This window comes from Streptomyces sp. AC550_RSS872, assembly GCF_019049285.1.
Taxonomy (GTDB): Bacteria; Actinomycetota; Actinomycetes; order Streptomycetales; family Streptomycetaceae; genus Streptomyces.
Genome location: NZ_JAGMUL010000026.1, coordinates 106,336 through 129,291 on the forward strand (window position 1 = coordinate 106,336; position 22,956 = coordinate 129,291).

At 72.2% G+C, this 22,956-nt stretch carries 19 protein-coding genes and 2 pseudogenes; 11 read left to right on the forward strand and 10 right to left on the reverse strand.

What is annotated here, in order from left to right; all coding sequences use genetic code 11:
• The first annotated feature begins 112 nt into the window (after positions 1-112).
• Positions 113-2,173: an elongation factor G gene (gene fusA / locus KUM44_RS12180; RefSeq protein WP_217207842.1), complete on the forward strand. Its 2,061-nt coding sequence runs from the start codon at positions 113-115 to the stop codon at positions 2,171-2,173.
• Between the two features lie 81 nt (positions 2,174-2,254).
• Here fusA and KUM44_RS12185 read toward each other — a convergent pair.
• Positions 2,255-2,440 (reverse strand): annotated as a pseudogene (locus KUM44_RS12185) (coagulation factor 5/8 type domain-containing protein); the annotation flags it as partial.
• Here KUM44_RS12185 and KUM44_RS12190 point away from each other — a divergent pair.
• Entirely contained in the window at positions 2,411-2,554 is a 144-nt protein-coding gene (locus KUM44_RS12190; protein WP_217208160.1) for a hypothetical protein, read from the forward strand. The pseudogene KUM44_RS12185 and the gene KUM44_RS12190 overlap by 30 nt on opposite strands.
• A gap of 99 nt (positions 2,555-2,653) precedes the next feature.
• On the opposite strand, the gene KUM44_RS12195 is transcribed toward KUM44_RS12190, so the two are convergent.
• From KUM44_RS12195 to KUM44_RS12215, 5 genes are read right to left on the reverse strand one after another with little or no spacing between them, the layout of a single operon-like run.
• The gene (locus KUM44_RS12195; RefSeq protein WP_217207843.1) at positions 2,654-5,575 is read right to left on the reverse strand and encodes a DUF5682 family protein; all 2,922 of its coding nucleotides are present in this window, start codon (positions 5,573-5,575) and stop codon (positions 2,654-2,656) included.
• Positions 5,572-6,696 carry an AAA family ATPase gene (locus KUM44_RS12200; RefSeq protein ID WP_217207844.1) on the reverse strand — a complete coding sequence of 375 codons (1,125 nt, stop codon included), beginning with the start codon at positions 6,694-6,696 and terminating at the stop codon, positions 5,572-5,574. Before KUM44_RS12200 ends, KUM44_RS12195 begins: the two co-directional genes overlap by 4 nt.
• 57 nt (positions 6,697-6,753) lie before the next feature.
• Positions 6,754-8,178: a VWA domain-containing protein gene (locus KUM44_RS12205; RefSeq protein ID WP_217207845.1), complete on the reverse strand. Its 1,425-nt coding sequence runs from the start codon at positions 8,176-8,178 to the stop codon at positions 6,754-6,756.
• A complete protein-coding gene (locus tag KUM44_RS12210; protein ID WP_308402590.1) occupies positions 8,175-9,599 on the reverse strand; it encodes a hypothetical protein in 1,425 nt (474 codons plus the stop codon). Before KUM44_RS12210 ends, KUM44_RS12205 begins: the two co-directional genes overlap by 4 nt.
• The gene (locus tag KUM44_RS12215; protein ID WP_217207846.1) at positions 9,569-10,090 is read right to left on the reverse strand and encodes a hypothetical protein; all 522 of its coding nucleotides are present in this window, start codon (positions 10,088-10,090) and stop codon (positions 9,569-9,571) included. Before KUM44_RS12215 ends, KUM44_RS12210 begins: the two co-directional genes overlap by 31 nt.
• Positions 10,091-10,291: 201 nt before the next feature.
• On the opposite strand from KUM44_RS12215, the gene KUM44_RS12220 reads away from it, so the two are divergent.
• Positions 10,292-10,690 carry a hypothetical protein gene (locus KUM44_RS12220; protein ID WP_217207847.1) on the forward strand — a complete coding sequence of 133 codons (399 nt, stop codon included), beginning with the start codon at positions 10,292-10,294 and terminating at the stop codon, positions 10,688-10,690.
• A gap of 36 nt (positions 10,691-10,726) precedes the next feature.
• Here KUM44_RS12220 and KUM44_RS47540 read toward each other — a convergent pair.
• The 3 genes and pseudogenes from KUM44_RS47540 to KUM44_RS12230 form a co-directional block, all read right to left on the reverse strand.
• Positions 10,727-10,859 (reverse strand): annotated as a pseudogene (locus tag KUM44_RS47540) (deoxyxylulose-5-phosphate synthase); the annotation flags it as partial.
• Positions 10,860-11,029: 170 nt separating this feature from the next.
• Positions 11,030-11,422, reverse strand: a complete 393-nt coding sequence (locus tag KUM44_RS12225) for an SCO5389 family protein (RefSeq protein ID WP_217207848.1) — start codon at positions 11,420-11,422, stop codon at positions 11,030-11,032.
• A 67-nt stretch (positions 11,423-11,489) separates the two neighbouring features.
• Positions 11,490-12,449 carry an AAA family ATPase gene (locus KUM44_RS12230; protein ID WP_217207849.1) on the reverse strand — a complete coding sequence of 320 codons (960 nt, stop codon included), beginning with the start codon at positions 12,447-12,449 and terminating at the stop codon, positions 11,490-11,492.
• A 170-nt stretch (positions 12,450-12,619) separates the two neighbouring features.
• Between KUM44_RS12230 and KUM44_RS12235 the strand changes: the two genes are divergently transcribed.
• The 4 genes from KUM44_RS12235 to KUM44_RS12250 are packed head-to-tail and all read left to right on the forward strand — an operon-like array spanning position 12,620 to position 17,679.
• A complete protein-coding gene (locus KUM44_RS12235; RefSeq protein WP_217207850.1) occupies positions 12,620-13,156 on the forward strand; it encodes a GNAT family N-acetyltransferase in 537 nt (178 codons plus the stop codon).
• Between the two features lie 3 nt (positions 13,157-13,159).
• Entirely contained in the window at positions 13,160-14,653 is a 1,494-nt protein-coding gene (locus KUM44_RS12240; RefSeq protein ID WP_217207851.1) for an ABC transporter substrate-binding protein, read from the forward strand.
• A 3-nt stretch (positions 14,654-14,656) separates the two neighbouring features.
• Entirely contained in the window at positions 14,657-16,450 is a 1,794-nt protein-coding gene (locus KUM44_RS12245) for an ABC transporter permease subunit (protein WP_217207852.1), read from the forward strand.
• The gene (locus KUM44_RS12250; protein ID WP_217208131.1) at positions 16,450-17,679 is read left to right on the forward strand and encodes an MFS transporter; all 1,230 of its coding nucleotides are present in this window, start codon (positions 16,450-16,452) and stop codon (positions 17,677-17,679) included. Before KUM44_RS12245 ends, KUM44_RS12250 begins: the two co-directional genes overlap by 1 nt.
• A gap of 430 nt (positions 17,680-18,109) precedes the next feature.
• Here KUM44_RS12250 and KUM44_RS12255 read toward each other — a convergent pair whose 3' ends face one another.
• Complete coding sequence (locus tag KUM44_RS12255) at positions 18,110-18,871, reverse strand: CDP-alcohol phosphatidyltransferase family protein (RefSeq protein WP_217207853.1); 762 nt, start codon at positions 18,869-18,871, stop codon at positions 18,110-18,112.
• Positions 18,872-18,979: 108 nt separating this feature from the next.
• Between KUM44_RS12255 and KUM44_RS12260 the strand changes: the two genes are divergently transcribed.
• The 4 genes from KUM44_RS12260 to KUM44_RS12275 all read left to right on the forward strand — a co-directional run bounded on the left by KUM44_RS12260 (position 18,980) and on the right by KUM44_RS12275 (position 22,868).
• Positions 18,980-19,963 (forward strand): zinc-binding alcohol dehydrogenase, encoded by a 984-nt coding sequence (locus KUM44_RS12260; RefSeq protein ID WP_217207854.1) that lies wholly within the window; start codon positions 18,980-18,982, stop codon positions 19,961-19,963.
• Positions 19,964-20,113: 150 nt separating this feature from the next.
• Positions 20,114-20,512, forward strand: a complete 399-nt coding sequence (locus KUM44_RS12265) for a 6-carboxytetrahydropterin synthase (protein WP_093747920.1) — start codon at positions 20,114-20,116, stop codon at positions 20,510-20,512.
• 95 nt (positions 20,513-20,607) lie between these two features.
• Complete coding sequence (locus KUM44_RS12270) at positions 20,608-21,774, forward strand: glycosyltransferase family 4 protein (RefSeq protein WP_217208132.1); 1,167 nt, start codon at positions 20,608-20,610, stop codon at positions 21,772-21,774.
• Positions 21,771-22,868: a class I SAM-dependent methyltransferase gene (locus KUM44_RS12275; RefSeq protein ID WP_217207855.1), complete on the forward strand. Its 1,098-nt coding sequence runs from the start codon at positions 21,771-21,773 to the stop codon at positions 22,866-22,868. Before KUM44_RS12270 ends, KUM44_RS12275 begins: the two co-directional genes overlap by 4 nt.
• The last annotated feature ends 88 nt before the right edge of the window (positions 22,869-22,956 follow it).

Sequence of the window (22,956 nt, forward strand, 5' to 3'; positions counted from 1 at the left end):
TTGGGCCGGGCGGCAGGTCACGCTCGCGTGCCCGCGCCCGCGTACCGTCCGGGAATCGCGCTGACCCCATTTCGCATCCGGACCATCCGGATCGTCCGAAAGGCCACGGGCCGTGCGCACCAACCCGAACCCCAGCCCCAACCCCCTCGCCGTCGTCCGCAACCTCGGCATCCTCGCCCACGTCGACGCCGGCAAGACCACTGTCACCGAGCGGATCCTCTACAGCACCGGGACCACGCACAAGCGCGGCGAAGTCCACGACGGCACCACCGTCACGGACTTCGACCCGCAGGAGCGCGACCGTGGGATCACCATCTTCGCGGCGGCGGTGAGCTGTTCCTGGGACGGTCACCGGATCAACCTCATCGACACCCCCGGTCACGTCGACTTCGCCGACGAGGTGGAGCGTGCGCTGCGCGTCCTCGACGGCGCGGTCGCCGTGTTCGACGCCGTCGCGGGCGTAGAACCACAGAGCGAGTCGGTGTGGCGGCAGGCAGACCGGCACGGCGTGCCGAGGATCGCCTTCGTCAACAAGCTGGACCGCGCCGGGGCCGACCTCGACACCGCCGTCGAGTCGATCCGGGGACGGCTCCATCCGGCGCCCCTCGTCGTGCAGTTGCCCATCGGCGCGGAGGACGGATTCCGCGGCGTCGTGGACCTCGTACGGATGCGGGCGCTGGTGTGGGCCGACGGTGCCGACACCGCTGTGGAGCAGGCCGTGCCGGAGGAACTGCGGGACGAAGCCACCCGGCGTCGGCGGCTGCTGGAGGAGGCCGTGGCCGAGCTGCACGCCGGGGCGCTCGAGGAGTTCTGCGCGCGGTCGACACTCTCGCCGTCGACCCTTCGGCTCGCCCTGCGTGAGCTGACCCGCAGCGGCGACGGCGTGGTCGTGCTGTGCGGCTCGGCCTACCGCAACCGGGGGATCGAGCCGCTGCTGGACGCGGTGGTGGCGTATCTGCCGTCGCCGCTGGACGTGCCGGCCGTACGTGGCCTGCGTGACGGCGCCCACGAGGAGCGGCCCGCCGACCCGCAGGCGCCGTTCGCGGCACTGGCGTTCAAGGTGAGCGCCACGCCGACGGGCCGGTTCACCTATCTGCGCGTGTACTCGGGAACGATCGAGAAGGGAGACACGGTGTTCGACGCGAGCGCACGGCGTACCGAGCGGATCGGGCGCATCCTGCGGGTCCAGGCCGACCGGCACGCCCAGGTGGACCGGGCCGTCGCCGGGGACATCGTGGCCGTGGTCGGTCTGAAGTCGGCCCGCGCGGGCTCCACCCTGTGCGCACCGGCCGCTCCGGTCGTCCTCGAACCGCCCGATGTCGCCGACCCGGTGGTGTCCGTGGCGGTCGAGGCCCGCACGTCCACCGAGACGGACCGGCTGGCCCCGGCGCTGGCACGGCTGGCGGAGGAGGACCCCTCGCTCGTCGTGCGGACCGACGCCGAGACCGGGCAGACCGTGCTGTCCGGCATGGGCGAACTGCATCTGGAGGTCGCGGTGGAGAAGATCCGGCGCGACACCGGGCTGGAGGTCAACGTCGGGCGCCCCCGGGTGTCCTACCGCGAGACGGTCGGACGAGGCGTGTCCGGTTTCGTGTTCCGGCACGTCAGACAGGACGGCGGGGCAGGGCAGTTCGCGCATGTCGTCCTCGACGTCGAGCCCCTGGACACGGAGTCCGGCTTCGAGTTCCGCTCGGCCGTCGTCGGCGGAAGCGTGCCCCAGGAGTACGTCCGTGCCGTGGAGGCCGGCTGTCGCGACGCCCTCGCCGAGGGCCCGCTCGGCGGCCACCCGGTGACCGGGCTGCGCGTCACGCTCACCGACGGGGCGACCCATGTGAAGGACTCCTCCGACACGGCGTTCCGCACCGCCGGCCGACTCGGCCTGCGCGACGCCCTGCGCGCCTGCGCGATGCTCCTGCTGGAGCCCGTCGTCGAGGTCACGGTCACCGTGCCCGAGGAAGTCGTGGGCGGAGTCCTCGGCGACCTGGCGTCCCGGCGGGGTCGGGTCTCGGGCTCCGTCACCCGGGCGGGCGCGGCGGTCGTCACGGCGACCGTGCCGCTGGCCGAACTCTTCGGCTATGCGACGCGGTTGCGCAGCCGAACCCAGGGCCGCGGCACGTTCACCGCCCGACCGACCGGGTACGCCCCGGCGCCGGTCACGACGCCGACCCGGTGAGTGACCGGGCGGTCCCACCTGTTCGTGGGTGGGGCCGCCTTCGCCCTGTGTTCGAGCCGGGCACCAGGGGACGCGGGGCGCTCAGGGGTACGACACCACGGTCGACGGCACCGTGGACGTTCCCGAAGCCGCCCCGGCGTCGTTGATGACGCACTCGTACTGCCCGTTTCCGCCGAGCGAGACGACGAGCAGGTTGTGGAAGCGAACCCCGGGCCGGACCGGGGCGGCGAAGCCGTGGTGCTGCACGATCGACGGGTCGACGTCGTGTGGCTGCCGAGCCGCCGGGCCGGGCGACGGGTGCGCACGATCAAGGGCACCGGCCACCGGTACGCGGACATCGTCCGCGCGCACGCAGCAGGGGCGGAGCGGACGGCGGCCTGACACCGACCGCGGAGGGCGTGGGCCGGAGCCCACGCCCCCGCAGCTGAACGACTCACCAGCCCGGTCGTCGAGGCGTCGTCGGCGAAGTCGCCGGTTGCTTCATCTGCTCGCGAGCAGGGACTCCAGGGCGTCCGCCGTCGCCGGATGGCGGGCCGGGAGCATGGCCCCGCCCGACGGGGACGGACCGGCCGCCGCCACTGCCCATCCGCCGTCGCAGCCCAGCAGATCCGCCACCGCGTCGCAGGTCGCCGGGTGCTCGGCCAGCAACCTCACGCCGGACAGGGCCGGGGTGTCGGGCTGTGCCCATCCCCCGTCGCAGCCGAGCAGTTCCGCCACCGTGTCGCACGTCGCCGGGTGTGTCGTGAGCAGCGCGGCGCCACGGCGGACGTCGGGCGCGGGCTTCGACCCTGCGGCGGCGAACGGATCCATCTCCGGCATCCGCCACGGCGGTATCCACGCGTCCAGAGCCGCCAGCCGACCTGGGAAGATGCGACCGGCCTCGCGGATCAGCAGCGGGGCGAGGTCCGCCGCGCCGGAGCGCAGCGTGGTGATCAGCAGCGGCAGCCACGGCAGCAGCACTGTGTCCGGCAGCCGCCCGAACGCGTTCGACACCGCCTCCACGACCACGTCCGCCAGCCCCGGCACGGGCTCCAGCGCGTGTACGAAGCCGCTCAGATAGCGCGGATAGGCGGGCACCACCAGCGGGTTGTCCAGCAGAGCTTCGCACCGCGCACGCAGCTCGGCCCGGGACAGAGCGCCGAGCTGGACCTGCGCCGCCCACAGCAGTGCCGTCCTCGACGGCTCGTCGGGGTGCGACTGGGCGACCGCGAGCTCCAGCTGGGTCCGGTCGCAGCCCAGCGACAGGGCCAGGCTCTCCATGCTGAACAGGAAGCCGAGCATCGCGGCGACCTGCCCGACCGTCGCGTCCTCGTCCCGGAACGCCGTCGGCAGCAGTGTGCAGTAGTGGGCGTAACCCGTCTTGACGAAGGACTCGATCCACGACGGCAGCACCGGCTCGCTGGTGCGGTAGTACGCCAGCAGCGCACGCACCCGCCGCAGCACCTCCGGCGCGCCGTCCACGCTGCGCTCGGTGGCGAGCAGCTTCAGCGCTTGCGTGCCCAACTCGTCGGAGAGGCGGCGGCTGCGCAGGTACAGGGTGGCGTCCTCGACCGCGGCGAGCACCGTCGCCGTCGTCGCCCGCGGCCCGTACGCGTCGCGCCGCAGCCGCTGCTCCAGGACCTGTTCGAGGCTGACACCCTCGTAGCCCAGCTCGATCAGAGCCCGCTGATGCGTGCCGAGCGCAAGGTCCCACGACTCCTGGATGGACCGCTCTCCGAGCTTGCGCTCACCCATGATCGGCCGTGCAGCACCTTGCGGCATCAGCCGCCGCAGCATCCACAGCACGTCGGAACACGCCTGGAGTTCCGGCCGGGAGGCCATGTCCAGCAGCGCTCGGCGCACCCCGCGCTGCTCGAGCTTCAGCTCCAGCGGTGCGAGCCGGTCGTACACATCGCGTGCCAGCGGCGGCAACGAGTCGTAGCCGACCTGGCCGATCCGGTCCCCGCCCATCATGATCTCGACCAGGCGCCGCACGTCCCGCCGCCCCGGCACGCTGTCCTTCTCGATGCAGGTGACCGCCGCGTCCTGGAAGTCGTACGGCGTCGGCTTGGCCCGGTCCCGCATGCCGGCGAGCAGGATCGACGTCTCGAAGACGGCGATGGCGTCGGCGGTCGAGGCGAGATAGCCGTTGCGCCGGGCCGCGCGCACGATGTCCACCGACCAGCCGAGCAGTTCGGCCTCGTCCAGACCGTCGAGCACGGGCGGACGGCGCAGGAAGCCGGACAGTTTGTCCGCGGCGACCGGGGACTCCGGTGCCGGGGTGACGGCGGTGGCTGCCGTCTTCTTCCTCCCGGACTTCTTCGTCCCTGCCTGGCCCTCCAGCCGGAACGGCTTCACCCGGGTCCGCTTCAGGCCCTTCGCCCACTCCGTCGCAGCGATCGACACCGAGCCCGCGGCGATCCCGAACTGCGCCTCGATCGCCGCGTGACTGGACGGGATCAAGCCGTACTGCCAGCTGGTCGCGGTACGAGGGGAGATCGTGAACGTGTCCGCGCTGCCGTGCACGCCGAACTCCTCGACGCGGCTGGCCGCGTGGAACGCCCCGCACACGTACAGGCAGTCCTCCGGGTCCGTGCCGGTGGCCGTCAGGTGCTCGCGCATCCGCGTCCACATGTACCGCTCGCGGTCCTCGTCCACCCGGACGCGGGAGCCGTCGCCGGGGGCGAGCCGCCGGAACAGGCTGCCGATGAGGAACATGACCTGGCGGTAGGTGTCGTGGTCGCTGTCCCCGAGCGGGACTTCGACGTACTGGTGCCACCACTCCGACCAGTGCCGCACCTTCCCGTGGCGCAGCAGGTGCTCCTCCAGCTCGGCGAAACGCGGCCGCAGGTCGCCGATCTCGACGCCGACGGCCTCGCCGTGCAGCGCGGCCTCGGCCTCCTGCGGAGGCTCGGCCCCCTCCTGGGCGTGCTCGCCCCTCCTGTCCCACTGGAAGACGTGGTCCGAGGACCGGTCGACGAGCACCAGCTCGACGCCCGGGGTGTCCAGGGCGTAAGCGATCGCCTGGTACTCGGCGGACGCCTCCGTGACCGGCGCCACGACCGACAGCGGGGCCCAGTCGGCGGGGAATCCGTCGACCTCGCCGGCGAACGCCTGCACCGCCACCGGCAGCCGGCAGTTGCGCAGCTCGGTCAGAAGCGGCGCCATGTCCTCGCACAGCTCCAGGTACACCACCTTGGGCTGCTTGTCGCGCAGCCGACGGGCCATGGCGAGCGCCGAGGCGGGGGAGTGATGACAGACGGGGAAGATCTCCAGCGGCTCGCGCACCGCGCGGTCGACGTCGTCGACCATGCCGAGGAGGATGCCCTCGAGGGCGTCGGGCCCGCCCGCGAACGTGGCCGCGGCCTCCTGGAGTTGACCGCGGAGCGCGGCGAACGACGTGCTCTCCTGAGGCCCGCTCATGACAGTGTGGCGATCGCGTCGCGGCCGCCCTCCAGGAACTCGGGCCAGGAACCGCCCTCCTCCTTGCTGCGCGGCTCGACGACACCGTGCAGGTACTTGTTGAGGATGGCCAGATCCTCGGGCTCGCGCCGGGTGAGGGAGCCGACGAGGGAGGAGGCCAGGGTGCGGGCGGTCAGGGCGCGCTCACCGAAGAAGTTGCTGTGCAGGACGGCGTCCTCCAGCACGCCGATCTGCTCGGCCGTCGACAGCGCCGACTCCAGCTTCTCGTCGTCGCTGCCGGCCGCGGCTGCGGACGCCCTCAGGTCGGCGAAGCTCTGGAGGAGCACGTCGAGCAGGGTCGGGGGCACGTCGAGGTCGATCGAGTGCCGGCGCAGCAGCTCCTCGGTGCGGAAGCGGACGATCTCCGCCTCGCTCTTCTTGTTCGTCACGACTGGGATGCGGACGAAGTTGAAGCGGCGCTTCAGCGCGGAGGACAGATCGTTGACGCCCCGGTCGCGGCTGTTGGCCGTGGCGATGATCGAGAAGCCGGGCTTGGCGAAGACGATGTTGTCGTCCCCGCCGCCGCTCTCCAGTTCGGGAACGGAGATGTACTTCTCGGAGAGGATCGAGATCAGCGCGTCCTGGACGTCACTCGTCGACCGGGTCAGCTCCTCGAAGCGGCCGATCGAGCCGCCCTCCATCGCGGTCATGATCGGCGAGGGGATCATCGACTCCCGCGACTGGCCCTTGGCGATGACCATCGACACGTTCCAGGAGTACTTGATGTGGTCCTCGGTGGTGCCGGCCGTGCCCTGCACCACCAGCGTGGAGTTGCGGCAGATTGCGGCGGACAGCAGCTCCGCCAGCCAGCTCTTGCCGGTGCCGGGGTCACCGATGAGCAGCAGACCGCGGTCGGAGGCGAGGGTGACGATGGACCGCTCGACGAAGCTCCGGTCACCGAACCACTTCTGCGCCACCTCCCGGTCCAGTCCGTCGGCCCGCTCGGAGCCGAGGACGAACAGGCGGACCATCTTCGGTGACAGGCGCCATGAGAACGGCTTGGGGTTGTCGTCGATCGACTCCAGCCAGTCGAGTTCCTCGGCGTACTTGATCTCGGCAGGGGCGCGCAGCAGGTCGGACATGAGGGGAAAGCCTTTCCGTACGGTGATCACAACGGGACGTGGGCGTACGCCGGTTGATCAGGTGAGGAACGTCTTGAGCTCGTGCACGAGCTTCTTGATGTGGCCGGAGATCACCGGCGTGCCGAGGTCCTTGAACTTCTCCCGGAACCACGGGTTGACGCTGCCGCGCCCGGAGCTGGTCACCGACCCCACCGGGATGAACTTGGCCCCCGAACGGTGGACGGCGGCCATGCTCTCGAACAGCTCGTCCGTACGCCATTCGTAGAAGTCGGAGATCCACACCACGACGGTGTTGCGCGGCTCGGCGATCTTCGGCTGGGCGAGCGCCATGGCGACGGTGCCGTCGGTGCCGCCGCCGAGCTTCGTGCGCAGCAGCGTCTCGAACGGGTCGTGCGCCCAGGGCGTGAGGTCCAGCGCCTGTGTGTCGTACGCGATGAGGTGGACGTCCACCTTCGGCAGCCCGGCGAATATGGACGCCAGGATGGTGCAGTTGACCATCGAGTCGACCATCGAACCCGACTGGTCCACGACCACGATGAGCCGCTGGGGTGTCGTCTTGCGGCTGGTGTGCCGGTAGTAGAGACGGTCGACGTAGAGCCGCTCCTCCTGCGGATCCCAGTTGGTGAGGTTCTTCCAGATGGTGCGGTCGAGGTCGAGGTTCCGGAAGACCCGCTTGGGCGGGACGGACCGGTCGATGTCACCGACGGTGGCCTTCTCCACCTGGGTGCGCAGCACCTGGGCGACCTCGTCGACGTAACGCCTGATAAGCGCCTTGGCGTTGGCCAGCGCGACACCGGAGAGGTTGTCCTTGTCGCGCAGCAACTGCTCGATCAGGGACATGCTCGGCGTCAGCCGCGAGGCCAGCGCGGGGTCGGCCAGCACCTCGCGCAGCTGCATGCGTTTGACGAGACCGGCCTCGATGGAGCCGAGCTCCGGCCCGATCTCGGGGATCAGGCGGCTGAGGTCGGGCGTGGGTCCGCCGAAACCGGTACCGGTCGGGCTGACGCCCTGCCCGCCTCCCGCACGGTTGGCACCGGCACGTCCGCCGCGCAGTTCGCCGGGCCGGCAGCCCAGCGCCCGCTCCAGCCATCCCGCGTCGGACTGCCAGCGAGCCAGCTGCTCGGCGGTGACGGTGCCGGAGCCGGTCGCGAAGACGTTCAGCAGCACCTTCGACACGAGCGCCGCGCGCCGCACCTCGGCGGCCCGGTCACGCCCACCGTCCTCGTCCGGCTCGGGCGTCATCAGCCCGTCGAACTCGGCGGCCAGCTCCGGGTGCCGCTGCACGACGGAGTCGACGGACGCCCCCGGGTCCAGCAGCGCGGACGGCAGGCCGATGTCCTCGACCACGGCCAGACTCGCCGACTCCAGGCCGGCCTGCTCCTCGGGGTCGAAGAGCCGGGCCAGCAGCCGCCAGTACAGCACCTGCCGCCGGTTCTCGTCCGGGTCGGGCGCCGGGGCGCCTTCGATGGTCCGCTCGCTCATTTCCGCAGCAGCCTTCCGGCGCGCTCGCGCAGCACGGTGACGGCATCTGTGGCGGCCTTCTCGGCCCGCACACCGGCCTTGTCGGTCGTACCTCCGGCCCAGGCCCCGGCGTGCACGGCCACGGACTTCTTCCGTACCGTCCGCTCGACGGCGAGCGGCTGCACCAGAAACTCCCCGGCGTCCCAGCGGAGCAGCCCGACACACGCACCGGACGAGGCCACCACCTCGGGGGTGAGCGGACCGGCGGCCGGAACCCGGTCGGTGTCGACGGCGAGACGCTGCCCGGCGACCTCGAACGCCACCCCGTCCTCGCCCTCCTCCACGGCATACCCCTCCAGCAGGACGGGCACGGCGATCCGGGCCGGATGCCGGTCGAGCGGCGCGGTCGGGAAAGCGGCAGCGGTGGGCAGCGCCACCCGCGCGGTGGCGAACACCTCCGCGGGCTCGCCCGTCCGGGCCCGAGCGTCGTCCCAGATCAGATCACCCTCACCGGTGACGGGCATCGCGTCGAGCTCCATGGCACGCCCCTCGCTCACCGCGGCCAACAGGGACATGTGCGGCCGCAACAGCTGCCACAGCCCCGCACCGACGACGGTGTCGGGCTTCGGCGCCGACACCGAGGCCCGTACCAGCCGCGGCGTGCCACCGTCCGCCGGTTCGAACACGGCATGAACCTGCGCCTGTACGGCGGTGGCGTGCTCCTGCACGTCGACACCGAGCGTCAGCAGACGGCCGGTCGCTTCGGCGACGGCGGGTGCGGAGGTGGCCGCTCCGGGCACCGTCAGCACCATGGCACGCGACCACAGGTCGGCCCACCGCCGTACCGGAACCCGTTCCAGGGCCGCCCCCGGGCAGGAGGCGGCGAGTTCGGCGGCGAAGCCGTCGAGCAGTGTGGCCAGGCGGCGCAGCGCGGGGTCGGGCAGCATCGCGGACACGACGGGCGCGGCCCCGCCGACGAGTTCGTGGTCGATGCCCTGCCATCCGGCCCGCGCGACGTCGCACAGCCAACTGCGCGCGGCAGCAAGCAGATTGACCGCACACTCCGCACCGCCGGCCGAGGCGGCGCTCTCCTCGGCCCGCACCCGCCCGAGGGCCTCCTCGGCACGCAGGACCAGCGCATCGTGCACGGAACCGAGCAGCGCGGTGCGAGCGGCGGCGAGCGCGACGAAGTGGTCCTCGCCGGCGGCCCCGGCAGCGGTCTTCTCGGCCGCCTCGGCGACCCGCGTGGCCAGCGGCGACCCGGCGACGGCCTCGGCGAGAGCGGCCAGCCCGCCCGCCTGGGCGGGCTGCGGACGCAACAGACCGGCGACCAGCACCTCGTCGAAGCCGTCCACCGCGGCAAGGACCTCGTCGAGCCCGTCGACGGCGTCGGTCAGCAGATCGGCACGCATCAGGCCACCGCCCTCGTCGTCGGGAACCACTGCATCTCCGGCAACGGGCCGGTACTCGGGGCCAGTTCGAGATAGGCCAGATGGCGCAGGAACCGGCTGAACACCTGCGCCGCGGCCGAACTGTCCCCCTGCACAGGCCGGGTGGCGGTCATCGCGTCGGTGAGGGAGCCCGCATCGGCGGGAGCGCCACCGGCGACCTCGGCCTTCAGATACCGGCCCACACGCTCGCCGCCGTACTGCAACACCGCCTCACTGATCAGCGCACGTATGTGATTGCAGAACCACCCGCGCGCACCTCCGCAGGGACGGTTGTTGTTGGTGCTGCATGCGAACGCGAACGTCCCCGCCTCGACCGACGACACATACACGCGGCCGATGTCCGACCCACTGGACACCACACCCTGTAGCCGCCCGTCGGCCAGCTCCACGAAGGGCACCTTCGCGAGCTTCCGCGGCCGCGCCGACGGCACGACCCGCGCCGTACTCGACTTCTCCCAGACCGACAACGCGCCATCTCCCATGCATGCGAAAGGGGACGTCAACGCCAGAGCGGCGCAACGAGATCAAGGTATCGGCAGCCACTGACAACGCCGCCGACACCGGACGACGGCCGCGCCTGTCCCTCGAAAATGTGTATGCCTGGCGGCCGCGGCCTGGCACCATGAGGCGCTGCACCAATCGTGGCTCGCCGCGGGCCGAGTGTCCTGACCGAAGGGGATTCCATGGCGGACTGGATCTACATCCTCAATCCGCGCAGGGACACGTTGGACGGGGAGCCGTCCGACAAGGAGACGATGCGGCAACTGGCGGAGGAGGAGCCGGAACTGGAGCTCTGGCTCAGCCGTCGCTACCGGATGCAGCAGGGCGACCGCCTCTGGTTGTTCTTCTCCCAGCCGGAATCGGCGGTCGCCGCGGTGGCCGAGGTCGACGAGGAACCCCGGGCGGACGACGAGGACCCCGACGTTCCCTACCTGGTCGCCGTGACCATGATCACCGAGGCGACGAAGGCGCTGTACCGCGAGCCGGTGAGCCGCGAGGAACTCGGCCTGGGCCAGGTGCGGTCGGTGCAGAAGGTCAAGCCGGAGGCGTTGCCTGCGCTGCTGGCACGGGCGGGGCTGTGAGACAGCCGGGATGAACGCCGGCGACCGGGGTGTGCGTCAGGGCACCTCGGGGCGGACGAGTGCCCGTGCGAAGGGTTCGCCGGTACGGCGCGCGCAGGCCATCCGCTCACGCACCTCCCGCAGAGTGCGCGGGGCGGTAACCCGGCCCGCCGCGACAACTCTTGTGGAACGGCAGGCAGACGTACGAGGTCTAGGCGTGGGCCATGCCGCCAGAGTAGGCGGACGACGGTCCGGACTCGACGGAATTCCAGGCTGCTCGGCCACCGTCGCGCGGGCCTGATCCGGCTACTCGACGCGACGGGCATCCAGTAGCCGAATCAGCGAGGGTGCGGGTTCAGGTCAGCAGTCCCGAAACTCCGGCGACTGGTTCAGCACCTGCGACCGCACGGACGTGAACCGCGCATACGTCTCCCCGTCCCGTGCCTCCGGCCGGAACGCCGCCACCCGGTGGCAGTTCTGGAAGGCGAGGGTCACGCCGAAGTGACGCTCCAGGCTTCCGCGGATCGCGTCGCTGGCGAGGGCACGCAGGAGTTGGCCGCGTTCCTGCTCGGACGGGGGAGGGGTCTGGTTGTCCGTGAAGTCGGCCGTGCCTTCGCGGAGTTCGGTGGCGAGGGAGGCGATCAGGTCGTAGGCGTACGGCAGCGAGGTGCGGACGGTGTCCACGAAGTCCTCCTCGCGGATGTCGCCGTGTTCGGCTTCGGCGAGGAGCTTCGGGGAGACGTCGAGAGACATGGCGTGCGTTCCTGTTCAGTGGGGTGGTGCCGGGGGCTGGGGTTTGTGCCGGGAGGCGGGGGCGTCGTCAGGCCAGTGCCGCCGGGCCCGGTACGAAGTCCGGGTCGACCTGGGCGGCCAGGTCCCCGCCCGTCCTGTCGTCCGCCCACGCACGGGCGTTGCGCAGGTGGAACTCCACGGCGTGGCCGTGCATCGTGGCCCAGTCCTTCGGCAGTGCGTCGACCGTCTCGCGCAGGATGTTGAGGGCGTGGAGGTTCTGAGGCTCCAACTCTCCCTGTTCCCGGCCCTGTTCGGCGGCGCGGACCCAGGAGGACTGGACCAGGTGGGTGAGGAGGTCGTCGCCGACCTCCTCCTTGAGGAAGAGCAGGTCGTCCTCGCCGGTCACCTTGTTGCCGATGACCGCGACGCGGATGCCGAACTCGCGGGCGTGGTCGCGGTACTGGCGGTAGACCGAGACGCCCTTGCGGGTGGGTTCCGCCACGAGGAACGTCATGTCGAAGCGGGTGAACAGGCCCGAGGCGAAGGCGTCAGCGCCGGCCGTCATGTCGACCACGACGTACTCGCCGGGGCCGTCGACCAGGTGGCCGAGGTAGAGCTCGACCGCGCCGAGCTTGGAGTGGTAGCAGGCCACCCCGAGGTCGCTCTCGTCGAACTCGCCGGTGACCATCAGAGGTACGTCCACGCCCTGGGCGTCCACGCGCCGGACGTGCCGCGTGTGCAGTTCGTCGTCGCCGAGCAGGGTCAGCAGACGGGAGCCGCGGCCGGGCGGGGTGGTCTTGATCATGGCGTCGGCGGAGGGGATGCGCGGGTTGGTGCCGCGCAGGAACTCCTTGATGTCCCGCACATGGGCGCCGAGCGGCGGGGCGTCCAGGGAGTCGCCGTCGTGGCCCAGCGCCTCGGCGAGGTGCTGGTTGATGTCGCCGTCGACGGCCAGCACGGGCGCACCGGAACGGGCCAGGTGACGGGAGAAGAGCGCCGACAGGGTGGTCTTGCCGCTGCCGCCCTTGCCGACGAACGCGATGCGCATCAGCGGCACCCCGCCTTCGCCGCCAGGATATCCTTTTTGAAAATGGATGTCATGTGGAAAGGTTGGCGTTGATCTTCGATCACTGTCAAATCGCCTGAGGTGCAAGGAGGTTGCACGCAAGGGCGGGGCGGGCTGAAAGACCTTTCGCGCTTGATGCATATGATGTGCAAGTGCACAACTACAGCATCAGGGCGGCGAGCCCGGACGACCTCGACGGTGCGCGAGCCCTGATGCTCGACACCGTCTACCACGACCTCGGCACCGGCTATGTGCCGCGCTGGCACGCGGACATCATCGACCCGGCCGGCGCCTACCTCGCCCCGCCCCGGCACACCCTCCTCGTCGCGCTCGACCCGCACGACAACGGTGTCGTCGCCACCGCCGCCCTCGACTCCCGTGGCCCGGCCCACCCGCCGAACCCGCGCGACCTCGCCGAGCGCTATCCCTCGGGCGACACCGCGCAGCTGCGCCGCGTCTACGTCCGCCCCGAGCACCGCAGGCGCGGCCTCGCCGGGCGGCTGGTCGACGAGCTGCTCGCCTTCGCGGCGGCGGACGGCGGCTATCAGGCCGTCTACCTGCACACCGACCCGACAGTGCCCGGCGCCGAGGCCTTCTGGCGCTCGCGCGGCAAGGTCGTGCTGGACGAGCGCGTGGACCCCGACGGCGCCCTCGGCGTCGTCCACTTCGAGATACCGATGGAGCGATAACCCGTGCGACACCGACTCCGCCCGCTCCTCGCCCTCGTACTGGCCCCGGTTCTCGCCGGCTGCTTCGCCTCCGACGGCGGATCCGACTCCGCCGGCAGCGCCGACGGCGGCTCCCGCCTGCGCGTCGCCCTCGCCTTCCCGCCCGCCGAGAACCTCTCGCCATACGGCGCCGACTCCACCATCCTCAGTCGCCTCGGCGTCACCGAGGGCCTGACCGCGCTGGACGCCAACGGCGCCGCGGCCCCCGCCCTCGCCGCCTCCTGGCGCCAGGAGAACGACCGCACCTGGCTGTTCACCCTGCGCGAGGCCACCTTCCAGGACGGCTCCGCCGTCACCCCGGCCGCGGTCGCCACCGCGCTCACCCACACCGCGCAGGCCAAGCCGGCCCCCGCCGCCCTCGCCGGCGTCACGTTCACCGCGAAGGCCGACGGCGCCGGCGGCGTACGGATCACCACCGGGACCCCCGACCCCGTCCTCCCACTGCGCCTGTCCAGCCCGTCCCTCGCCATCCTCTCCGGCAAGGCGTACGGCACGCAGGACAAGGCCGACCCGGTCGGCACCGCCACCGGGCCCTTCGAGCTCACCAAGGTGCTCGGTTCCACGGCCGTCACCCTCGACCGCTACGACGACTACTGGGGCGGCCGCGCCCAGGCACCCGGCATCGACGTCAAGTTCGTCGCCGACGGCACCGCACGCGCAAGCGCCCTGCGTACCGGCCAGGTCGACCTCGCCGAGGCGATCCCCGTCGCCCAGGCCGCCACCCTCGACAAGGCCATCCGCGAGGCCACCGCGACGACCCGCACCACGAGCCTGCTCCTCAACACCGAGAAGGGCGCCTTCAAGGACGCCGCGCTGCGGGCCGCCGCCCGCGAGGCCGTCGACACCTCCGTGCTCGCCAAGGGCGTCTACGAGGGATACGCCGACCCCGGCGCCGGCATCTACGGGCCCGCAGTCACCTGGGCCGCGGGCAAGCGGACCGAGCCGGTCGGACGCGCGAAGGCGGGCAAGCCCGACGGGACGCGCGTCACGATCGCCACGTACGACAACCGGCCCGAGCTGCCGGAGGTCGCCCAGGTGCTGAAGCAGCAGCTGGAGAAGACCGGGTTCGAGGTCACCCTGGAGGTGCGCGAGTACTCGCGGCTGGAGAGCGACGCGCTGGAGGGCAAGTTCGACGCGTTCGTCGGCGCCCGCAACAGTCTGGTCGACACCGGCGACCCCGTCGGGGTCCTCGCCAGCGACTACACCTGCGACGGCACCTACAACCTCGCCCTGCTCTGCGACAAGGACGTCGACCGGGCCGTGGCCAAGGCCGCGGACATCGCCGACACCGCCGAGCGGCAGGACGCGGCGATGGCGGCCGAGGCGGAGATCCTCGGCACCGACGCCGTCGTACCGCTCGTCCACCAGCGCATCATCACCGGCGTAGGCGGCTCCGTCCGCGGCGCGCTCCTCGACCCGTACGAGCGCACCCTCGTCGGCATCGGCACCCGGCGCTGACCCGTGCGGCGTCAGGCAGTCACGCTCCTGTGGCGTGCGGGCATCGCGGCCGCCCTGGTGTGCGCCATCGGCGTACTGCCGTGGCTCACCCACACCGACCCGGCGTTCACCGTGCTCAAGGCCCGCTCGGCGGACCGCGACCCCACTCCCGAGGTGCTGGCGGACATCCGCGCCCAACTCGGCCTGGATCACGGCCCGTTCCACCTCCTCGGCGACTGGCTGGGCGGGCTGTGGCACGGGGACGCCGGCCGGTCCTGGATCTCCGGCGGTGAGGTCACGCCCGCCGTTCTCCAGGCCCTGGGCGTCTCCCTGTTGCTGATGGCGGTGGCCCTCGCGGTCGCCGCCGTCACCGCCGCGCTGATCTGCGCCCGCACCCTGTGGCTGGGCGCCCACCGCCGACTCGACGGACGGCGCGCAGCAGGCAGCGGCTCCGCGGTCCTCGCCGCACTGCCCGAGTTCCTCACCGCGTCCGTACTGGCCACCGTCGTCGGCGTCCAACTCGGCTGGCTGCCCGCCCTCGGCTGGTACGGCCCCGAGTGGACGATCCTCCCCGCCCTCGCCCTCGGCCTGCCCGCCGGGGCCGTGCTCGGCCGACTCCTCGACGACCTGCTGCCCGGAGCGTTCGCCGAGCCCTGGGCGCTGGCCGCCACCGCACGCGGACTGCCCGGCCGCACGGTCGCCCGCCAGGCCCTGCGCCGCTGTCTGCCAGGACTCCTCCCCAACACCGGCCTGTTCGTCGTAGGTCTGACCGGCGGATCGGTCACCGTCGAGCAGATCTTCGACATCCCCGGCCTCGGCCGCACCACCCTCCAGGCCGCCCTCGCCCAGGACCTGCCCGTCCTCCAGGCCGGCACCCTCGCGCTCATCCTGCTCGCCGCGGCCGCCGCCGGACTGGCCCACACCCTCGCCCGAACGCTGATCGGCCCCGCCCTGCGCGACGGCGCGCTGCCGTCCCCGCACCGCCCGACACCACCAGCCCACACGATCCTGCCGTTCGTCTACGCCGGTCTGCTCCTCACCGTCATCGCCCTCGGCCTGCCCCGCGACCCGCTGACCCTCGACACCACCGAACGCCTGGCCGCCCCCTCCCCGTCCCACCCGTTCGGCACCGACGCCCTCGGCAGGGACATCCTCGCCCGCGTCGCCCACGGCGCCCTCGACACCCTGCTGCTCGCCCTCGCGATCACCGCCGCCACCCTGCTCACCGGCCTGGCTCTCGGCCTGCTGCCCCGGCTGTCCGGCCCGCTCGTCGACACCGTCACCGCGCTGCCGCCGGTCCTCGTCGCCCTGCTCGTCACCGCGGTCGTCGGCAGCGGAACCGCCACACCCGCGCTCGCCGTGGCCGCCGTGGCCTGGGCGCCGCTCGCCGCCCACACCTCCGCACTGCTCCGCCAGGAACGCGCCGCCCTCCACCTCACGGCCACTCGAGCCCTGGGTGCCGGCCCCTGGTACCTCCTACGCCAGGAACTCCTCCCCGCCGTGATACCACCCGTCACCCGCCACGCCCTGCTCCGCCTCCCCGGCATCGCCCTCGCCCTCGCCTCACTCGCCTTCCTCGGCCTGGGCGCCCAGCCACCCTCCCCGGAATGGGGCCTGCTCCTCGCCGAGAACCAGCCCTACGCCGAGCGCGCCCCCTGGGCGGTCCTCGCCCCCGCCGCCGTACTCGCCCTGCTGGGTGCGCTGGCGGTGACGGCGGCCGGAGGCGTCCGGCGCGGCCGACGAAGGCCCGGTGCCTCGGAACTCGTGCCACCGTCCGAAAGCCGCCCACCGGCCAGGGAGTTGGTGAAGACCCGATGATGACCTCTCTCTTGACCCGCGGCCCACGTCGCAAGGCCCCGCCCCACCGCCCCCTCTCCCCGCTCCTCCGCCTCCTCATCCTCACCCAACTCGCCTTCAACATCGGCTTCTTCGCCGTCCTGCCCTTCCTCTCCGAGCACCTCGGACAGGCCGTCGGCATGGCGGGCTGGATGGTCGGGTTCGTGCTGGGGTTGCGGACCTTCAGCCAGCAAGGCCTGTTCGTGGTGGGCGGGGCGCTGGCCGACCGGTACGGCATACGGCCGGTCGTCCTCACGGGCTGCGTCCTGCGGATCGCCGGGTTCGCCTGGCTCGGGTACGCGCGCGAGACCTGGGCGGTCATCGGTGCGGTGCTGCTGATCGGGTTCGCCGCAGCGCTGTTCTCTCCCGCCGTGGAGTCCGAGGTCGCCCGGCAGGCCGTGGTGTGGGAGGAGTCGGGCGGCGGTTCCCGTACCCGGGTCCTCGCGCTGCTGACCGTGGCAGGGCAGGCGGGTGCCTTCGTCGGGCCGCTGCTCGGGGCGCTGCTGCTGTCGGTGGACTTCCGTACGGTCTGCCTCGCCGGCGCCGGAATCTTCGTCCTCGTCCTCGCCGGGCACGCGTGGCTGCTGCCGCAGCACATACCCGGGCGCGGCGGTGTCCGGTTCCGCGGTGGCATGGGGAAGCTGCTGCGCAACCGCCGTTTCCTCGCCCTTTGCTGCGCGTACGGCGCCTACCTGCTCGCCTACAACCAGCTCTACCTCGCCCTCCCCGACGAGGTGGAGCGCGCCACGGGCTCCCAAGCACCGCTGGCCTGGCTGTTCGCCCTGTCCTCGCTGCTGGTGGTGACGGCCCAGCTGCCGGTCACCCGGTGGGTGGGGGAGCGGCTCACCCTGCGCCGGTCCATGGTGATCGGCCTGCTGCTGATCGCGGCGGGCTTCACAGTCGTGGCCGCCGCCCGGCCCGCCGACTGGACGGGCACGGCAGGTCTGTTGCCCGCGGCCGGCTTCGTCGTCCTGCTCACCCTCGGTCAGATGCTCGTCGCCCCGGTCGCGCGCGCCTGGGTTCCCGACCTCGCCGAGGAGGGGCGACTCGGTCTCTACACCGGCGCGTTGTCCTCCGTCTCGGGCCTGATCGTCCTGGTCGGCAGCTCGGCAACCGGCATGCTGCTCGACCCCGGCCTCCCGGCGGCTGTGCCCTGGCTGGTGCTGGCGGCGGTACCCGTTGTGGCGATCGGGTTGCTACCGCGCAGATGAGTCAGCGGACACCCAGTCGCACCGCGTCGGCCTGTGGCACAGCGGCGGCGGCTCCTCCTGGCAGTTCCTCGCCCCCGCCGCCCCTACCCGTCCCATCCCCAGGGGCTCCGCCCCTTCAACCCCGCTGGGGGCTGCGTCCCCAGACCCCGCCATCGGCCCGAAGGGCCTCGTCCGCAAACGCCGGACGGGCTGAGGGTGCCTGGCCCGGCGGAGTCCAGGACGCAACCGGGCCGGCCTTGGACCGTGACCGTGGGAAGGTCGAACCGATCGGGCCGTGAAGCGACCGTATGCCCGACACCTGGACGGTGTACCCCCGTGGCCGGCCGCCGGACCGAGGACGGACACCCCCCGGCGCGGCCCCGAGCCACCCCTCACCGAACCGCGCTACGCGCACCCCCACCCACCGCAACGGGCCGCCGCAGGCATCCGCTCAGGACGCCACCAGCTCCCGAACCTCCGTCACGCGCGCCCCGCGCCGCGTACGCGACGTGCGGTACAGCCACAGGACGTCCCGGCCGAACGACCAGACCAGCGCCGCAAGTGCCGTCGCGGTGACCGCGAACGTCGCCGCGTACGGGAAGAAGCCGGAGGCGGCCAGGAGCAGGAACACGCCCTGCGTGGCGGCGACCGTCTTGCGGGCCGTGCTCGGCGGGAGCGGGGCGTTCAGCCACGGCCAGACGCGGGCGGCGGCGACGAAGGCGTAGCGCATGGCCCCGATCAGGAGGACCCAAGGGCCCAGCGGCATCGAGACGTACACACTCAGAACCAGGATCAGGAACGCGTCGACTTCCATGTCGAAGCGCGCGCCCAACGCCGTGGACGTGCCGGTACGCCGGGCCACCTTGCCGTCCACGCCGTCGAGGATCAGCGCCACCGCCGTCAGACCGACGAACAACGTCACCGGCGGCGAGCTCTCGAAGGAGTCCGCGACCAGCGCCGTCACACCGCCCACCAGCGTCGCGCGACCGAGGGTGACCCGGTTCGCCGGACCGAAGGAGCGCAGCCCGGACCGGTGCAGGGCCAGCGAGAGTATCGCCCACGTGGCGATGGCGAAGGCGAGACCGGTCAACCAGCCCGCCGGCCCCATGCCGATCGCCGAACCGAGCAGGGCCAGCAACAGGATCTGCACGCCCGCTCCCACAGCGGTCTCCTGCTGGACCAGCCTTGCTTCGTACGTGTTGTTCAGGGCCACCGCACTATCCTCCGGCCAGATGACAGAGTCGATCAAGGCCGCGTACTGTGCGCGACCTGTGCACACCTCGGTACGTGAACAGCTTCCCGATCGTTCAGGAGGATTCCGATGAACCGCACCGCACGTGCGTTCTGGCTCAGCTCTCCGGGTGAAGGAGAGATCCGGGAGGTCACGCTGCCGGAACCGGGCGAGGGCGACGTCCTGGTGCGGTCGCTGTACTCCGGAGTCAGCCGGGGCACGGAGACACTCGTGTTCCGCGGCGGCGTCCCGGAGAGTCAGCACGCGGCCATGCGGGCGCCGTTCCAGGAGGGCGAGTTCCCCGCGCCGGTGAAGTACGGGTATCTGAGTGCCGGGGTGGTGGAGGAGGGGCCGGACGCGCTCGTCGGGCGTACCGTCTTCTGCCTCCATCCGCACCAGACCCGCTATGTCGTCCCCGCGAGCGCCGTCACCGTCGTACCGGACACCCTGCCCGCCGAACGGGCCTTCCTCGCCGGCACCGTCGAGACCGCCGTCAACGCCCTCTGGGACGCCGCGCCCCTGGTCGGCGACCGGATCGCCGTGGTCGGCGGCGGCATGGTCGGCTGCTCGGTCGCCGCGCTGCTGGCCCGCTTCCCGGGCGTACGGCTCCAGTTGGTCGACGCCGATCCCGGCAGGGCCGACGTCGCCAAGGCACTCGGTGTCGCCTTCGCCCCGCCCGAGGAGGCGCTCGGCGAGTGCGACCTGGTCGTCCACGCCAGCGCCACCGAGCAGGGCCTCGCAAGCTCCCTCGAACTGCTCAGGGCCGAGGGCACGGTCCTCGAACTCAGCTGGTACGGCGACCGGCGCGTCGGCCTGCCCCTCGGCGAGGCCTTTCACTCCCGGCGGCTGAACATCCGCAGCAGCCAGGTCGGCACCGTCTCCCCGGCCCGCAGCGGCAGCCGTACGTACGCCGACCGGCTCGCCCTCGCACTCGACCTGCTCGCCGACCCCGCACTCGACGCGCTCGTCACCGGGGAGAGCGCCTTCGAGGAACTGCCCGAGGTGATGCCGAAGCTCGCCTCCGGGGAGATCCCGGCGCTCTGCCACCGCGTCAGGTACGCGGACACGCCCTGACGGAGTCGTTCAACTGGGGACGACAAGAGCGCCTGACCTGAGAAAAGAGTGAGAGACGACTGAACACGGGGAAGCGAAGAGCCGTACTACACGGCATCCCCGGCAGCGATGAGCCGGGGACTAGGCGTACCGCACCTGGAGGGTCGTCCGTTGTTCAGCATCACCGTCCGCGATCACATCATGATCGCCCACAGCTTCCGCGGCGACGTCTTCGGGCCCGCGCAGCGACTGCATGGAGCGACGTTCCTGGTGGACGCCACGTTCCGGCGCGAACAGCTGGACGACGACAACATCGTCGTCGACATCGGACTGGCCACGCGGGAGCTCGGTGCCGTCGTCGGCGAGCTCAACTACCGCAACCTCGACAACGAGCCCGACTTCGCCGGGATCAACACCTCCACGGAGTTCCTGGCCAAGGTCATCGCAGACCGGCTGGCCGAGCGGATCGAGAAGGGCGCGCTGGGCGAGGGCGCCAAGGGTCTCGCGGGTCTGACGGTCACGCTGCACGAGTCGCACGTCGCGTGGGCGAGTTACGAGCGTGCGCTGTGACCGACGTGACCCTGGAGCAGAGGGCCGTGCATCAGCCGGGCCCCGAGAAGACCAGTAAGACCGATAAGACGGGCAAGGCAGACAAGACGGACAAGGTGGGGACGGCCAAGCTCGGCTATGTGCCGGTGCAGCACTCCGTCCTGAAGAACGCCGAGATCATCCCCATGTCCCTGCGCTCCGTGCACTTCGTGATGCCGGGCGGCGTCGACGACCTGACCGTGCCGAGCGGCGGCAACGCCTATGACCGGCGCGTGAGTCTGGACCTGCCCGGCTTCGGCTGGCAGGTGCACAAGCACGCCGTGGCCGGCAGCTGGCCCCGCCCCGACGCCGCCGCCCGTACGGAACTCGCCCGCACGCTGCGGGAGTTCCCCGACGGCACGGTCGTCCTGCTGGACGGGCTGGTCGCCTGCGGAGTGCCCGAGGTCATCGTCCCGGAGGCGGAGCGGCTGCAACTCGCGGTCCTCGTCCACCTCCCGCTCGGCGACGAGACGGGGCTCGACCCCGCCGTCGCCGCGGAGCTGGACGCCCGGGAACGCACCGTGCTGCGGGCCGTCCCCGCGGTGATCGCCACCAGCGACTGGGCGGTCCGCCGCCTCGTCTCCCACCACGGCCTCGCCCCCGAACGGGTCCATGTCGCCGCCCCCGGCGCCGACATCGCGCCCCTCGCGTCCGGCACCGACGGCGTGTCGCGCCTGCTGTGCGTCGCCGCCGTGACCCCGCGCAAGGGACAGCACCGGCTGGTGGAGGCACTGGCGACGGTGACCGACCTGCCGTGGAGCTGCGTCTGCGTGGGCGGGCTGAACCAGGATCCCGAGTACGTGGCCGCACTGCGGTCCCTGATAGCGGAGCACGGCCTCCAGGACCGGCTGGTGCTGGCGGGCCCGCAGGCCGGCGCCGAACTCGACGCCAGCTACAACTCCGCCGACCTCATGGTGTTCACCTCCTACGCCGAGACGTACGGCATGGCGGTGACGGAGGCGCTCGCGCGCGGCATTCCCGTACTGGCGACGGACGTCGGGGGAGTGCCGGAGGCGGTCGGTCGGGCCCCTGACGGAGGCGTCCCCGGCATCCTCGTCCCGCCGGAGAACCCCGCCGCCATCGCCGCCGAACTGCGCGGCTGGTTCGGCGAGGCGGACGTACGACGCCGACTGAAGGCGGCGGCCCGGGGACGCCGGGCCGCCCTGAACGGCTGGGCCGGCACGGCCCGCAGCCTGGCCGCGGTACTGGGCCGGCTGCCGAACGAACCCCGGAGGGCGGCATGAGGAAGACGGCGACGACACCGGCCGGGGGGACGATTCCGACCCAACCGGGACCGAGGGACGCCACGGGCGCGTCGGCTCCGGCGCAACCGCCCGGGCCGCAGAGCGGGATCGTTTCGGCGGACGGTTTGGACGGTGCGGAGGGCGACATGAACGGTGTGGCCGGACCGGCGGGACCCGACACGGACGCCGTCATTCTCGGCGCCGGGCCCAGCATCCGTCCCGGGGAGCGGGCCACCGTACGCCTCCGGGACGCGGGGCCCGACGACCCGCCCCGCTACGCCCCCGAATGGTTGGAGCTGCGCGAAGGCGCCGACGCCGCGGCGCGGGCCCACGACCTGCTCGATCCGCTGCGGATCCGGCTCGCCAACCTGCCGGGACGCGCCGGGCTGGTCATCCATGACGTGGGCTGCGGCACCGGCTCCATGGGCCGCTGGCTCGCGCCGCACCTGGACGGTGCCCAGCACTGGATCCTGCACGACCGCGACCCCTACCTGCTGCACTTCGCCGCCGTGGCCTCCCCGCGCTCCGGCGCCGACGGCAGCCGCGTCACCGTCGAGACCCGCCGCGGCGACATCGGCCGTCTCACCGCGGACGCCCTCAAGGGCGCCTCGCTGGTGACCGCTTCCGCGCTGCTCGACGTCCTCACCCGCGAGGAGGTCGACACCCTCGCCGCCGCCTGTGCGGGCGCGGGCTGCCCGGCCCTGCTGACGCTCTCCGTCGCCGGGCGGGTCGAACTCACCCCGTCCGACCCGCTGGACCCGGAGATCGCCGACGCGTTCAACGCCCACCAGCGCCGCTCGGGCATGCTGGGCCCGGACGCGGTCACGGCTGCCGCCGAGGCGTTCGCCGAGCACGGCGCGACCGTGCAGGTGCACCCGAGCCCCTGGCAGCTCGGCCCCGGCGAGTCGGCGCTCAGCGCCCAGTGGCTGCGCGGCTGGGTCGGCGCGGCGGTCGAGGAACGCCCCGAACTCCGCGAGCGCGCCGACCGTTACCTGTCCGAACGTCTCGCCGCCTGTGCGGCCGGAGAACTGCACGTCGTGGTCCACCACAGCGACCTGCTCGCACTGTGCCGGCCGACGGGCGGAGCGTCATGAGCGTGGCGACGGTGGCAAGGTTGCGCGTCACCCGGCGCACGGCGGCACCTACGTCGGCCCCCGCCCTCGCGCCTGCCCTGGCCCCCGC

Excerpts from the sequence above, each read along its gene's own strand:
- KUM44_RS12260 (WP_217207854.1), top strand. The coding sequence starts at position 18,980 with ATGAACCGCACCGCACGTGCGTTCTGGCTCAGCTCTCCGGGTGAAGGA.
- KUM44_RS12225 (WP_217207848.1), bottom strand. The coding sequence starts at position 11,422 with ATGTCTCTCGACGTCTCCCCGAAGCTCCTCGCCGAAGCCGAACACGGC.
- KUM44_RS12220 (WP_217207847.1), top strand. The coding sequence starts at position 10,292 with ATGGCGGACTGGATCTACATCCTCAATCCGCGCAGGGACACGTTGGAC.
- KUM44_RS12195 (WP_217207843.1), bottom strand. The coding sequence starts at position 5,575 with ATGAGCGGGCCTCAGGAGAGCACGTCGTTCGCCGCGCTCCGCGGTCAA.
- KUM44_RS12250 (WP_217208131.1), top strand. The coding sequence starts at position 16,450 with ATGACCTCTCTCTTGACCCGCGGCCCACGTCGCAAGGCCCCGCCCCAC.
- KUM44_RS12205 (WP_217207845.1), bottom strand. The coding sequence starts at position 8,178 with ATGAGCGAGCGGACCATCGAAGGCGCCCCGGCGCCCGACCCGGACGAG.
- KUM44_RS12200 (WP_217207844.1), bottom strand. The coding sequence starts at position 6,696 with ATGTCCGACCTGCTGCGCGCCCCTGCCGAGATCAAGTACGCCGAGGAA.
- KUM44_RS12230 (WP_217207849.1), bottom strand. The coding sequence starts at position 12,449 with ATGCGCATCGCGTTCGTCGGCAAGGGCGGCAGCGGCAAGACCACCCTG.
- KUM44_RS12275 (WP_217207855.1), top strand. The coding sequence starts at position 21,771 with ATGAGGAAGACGGCGACGACACCGGCCGGGGGGACGATTCCGACCCAA.
- KUM44_RS12215 (WP_217207846.1), bottom strand. The coding sequence starts at position 10,090 with ATGGGAGATGGCGCGTTGTCGGTCTGGGAGAAGTCGAGTACGGCGCGG.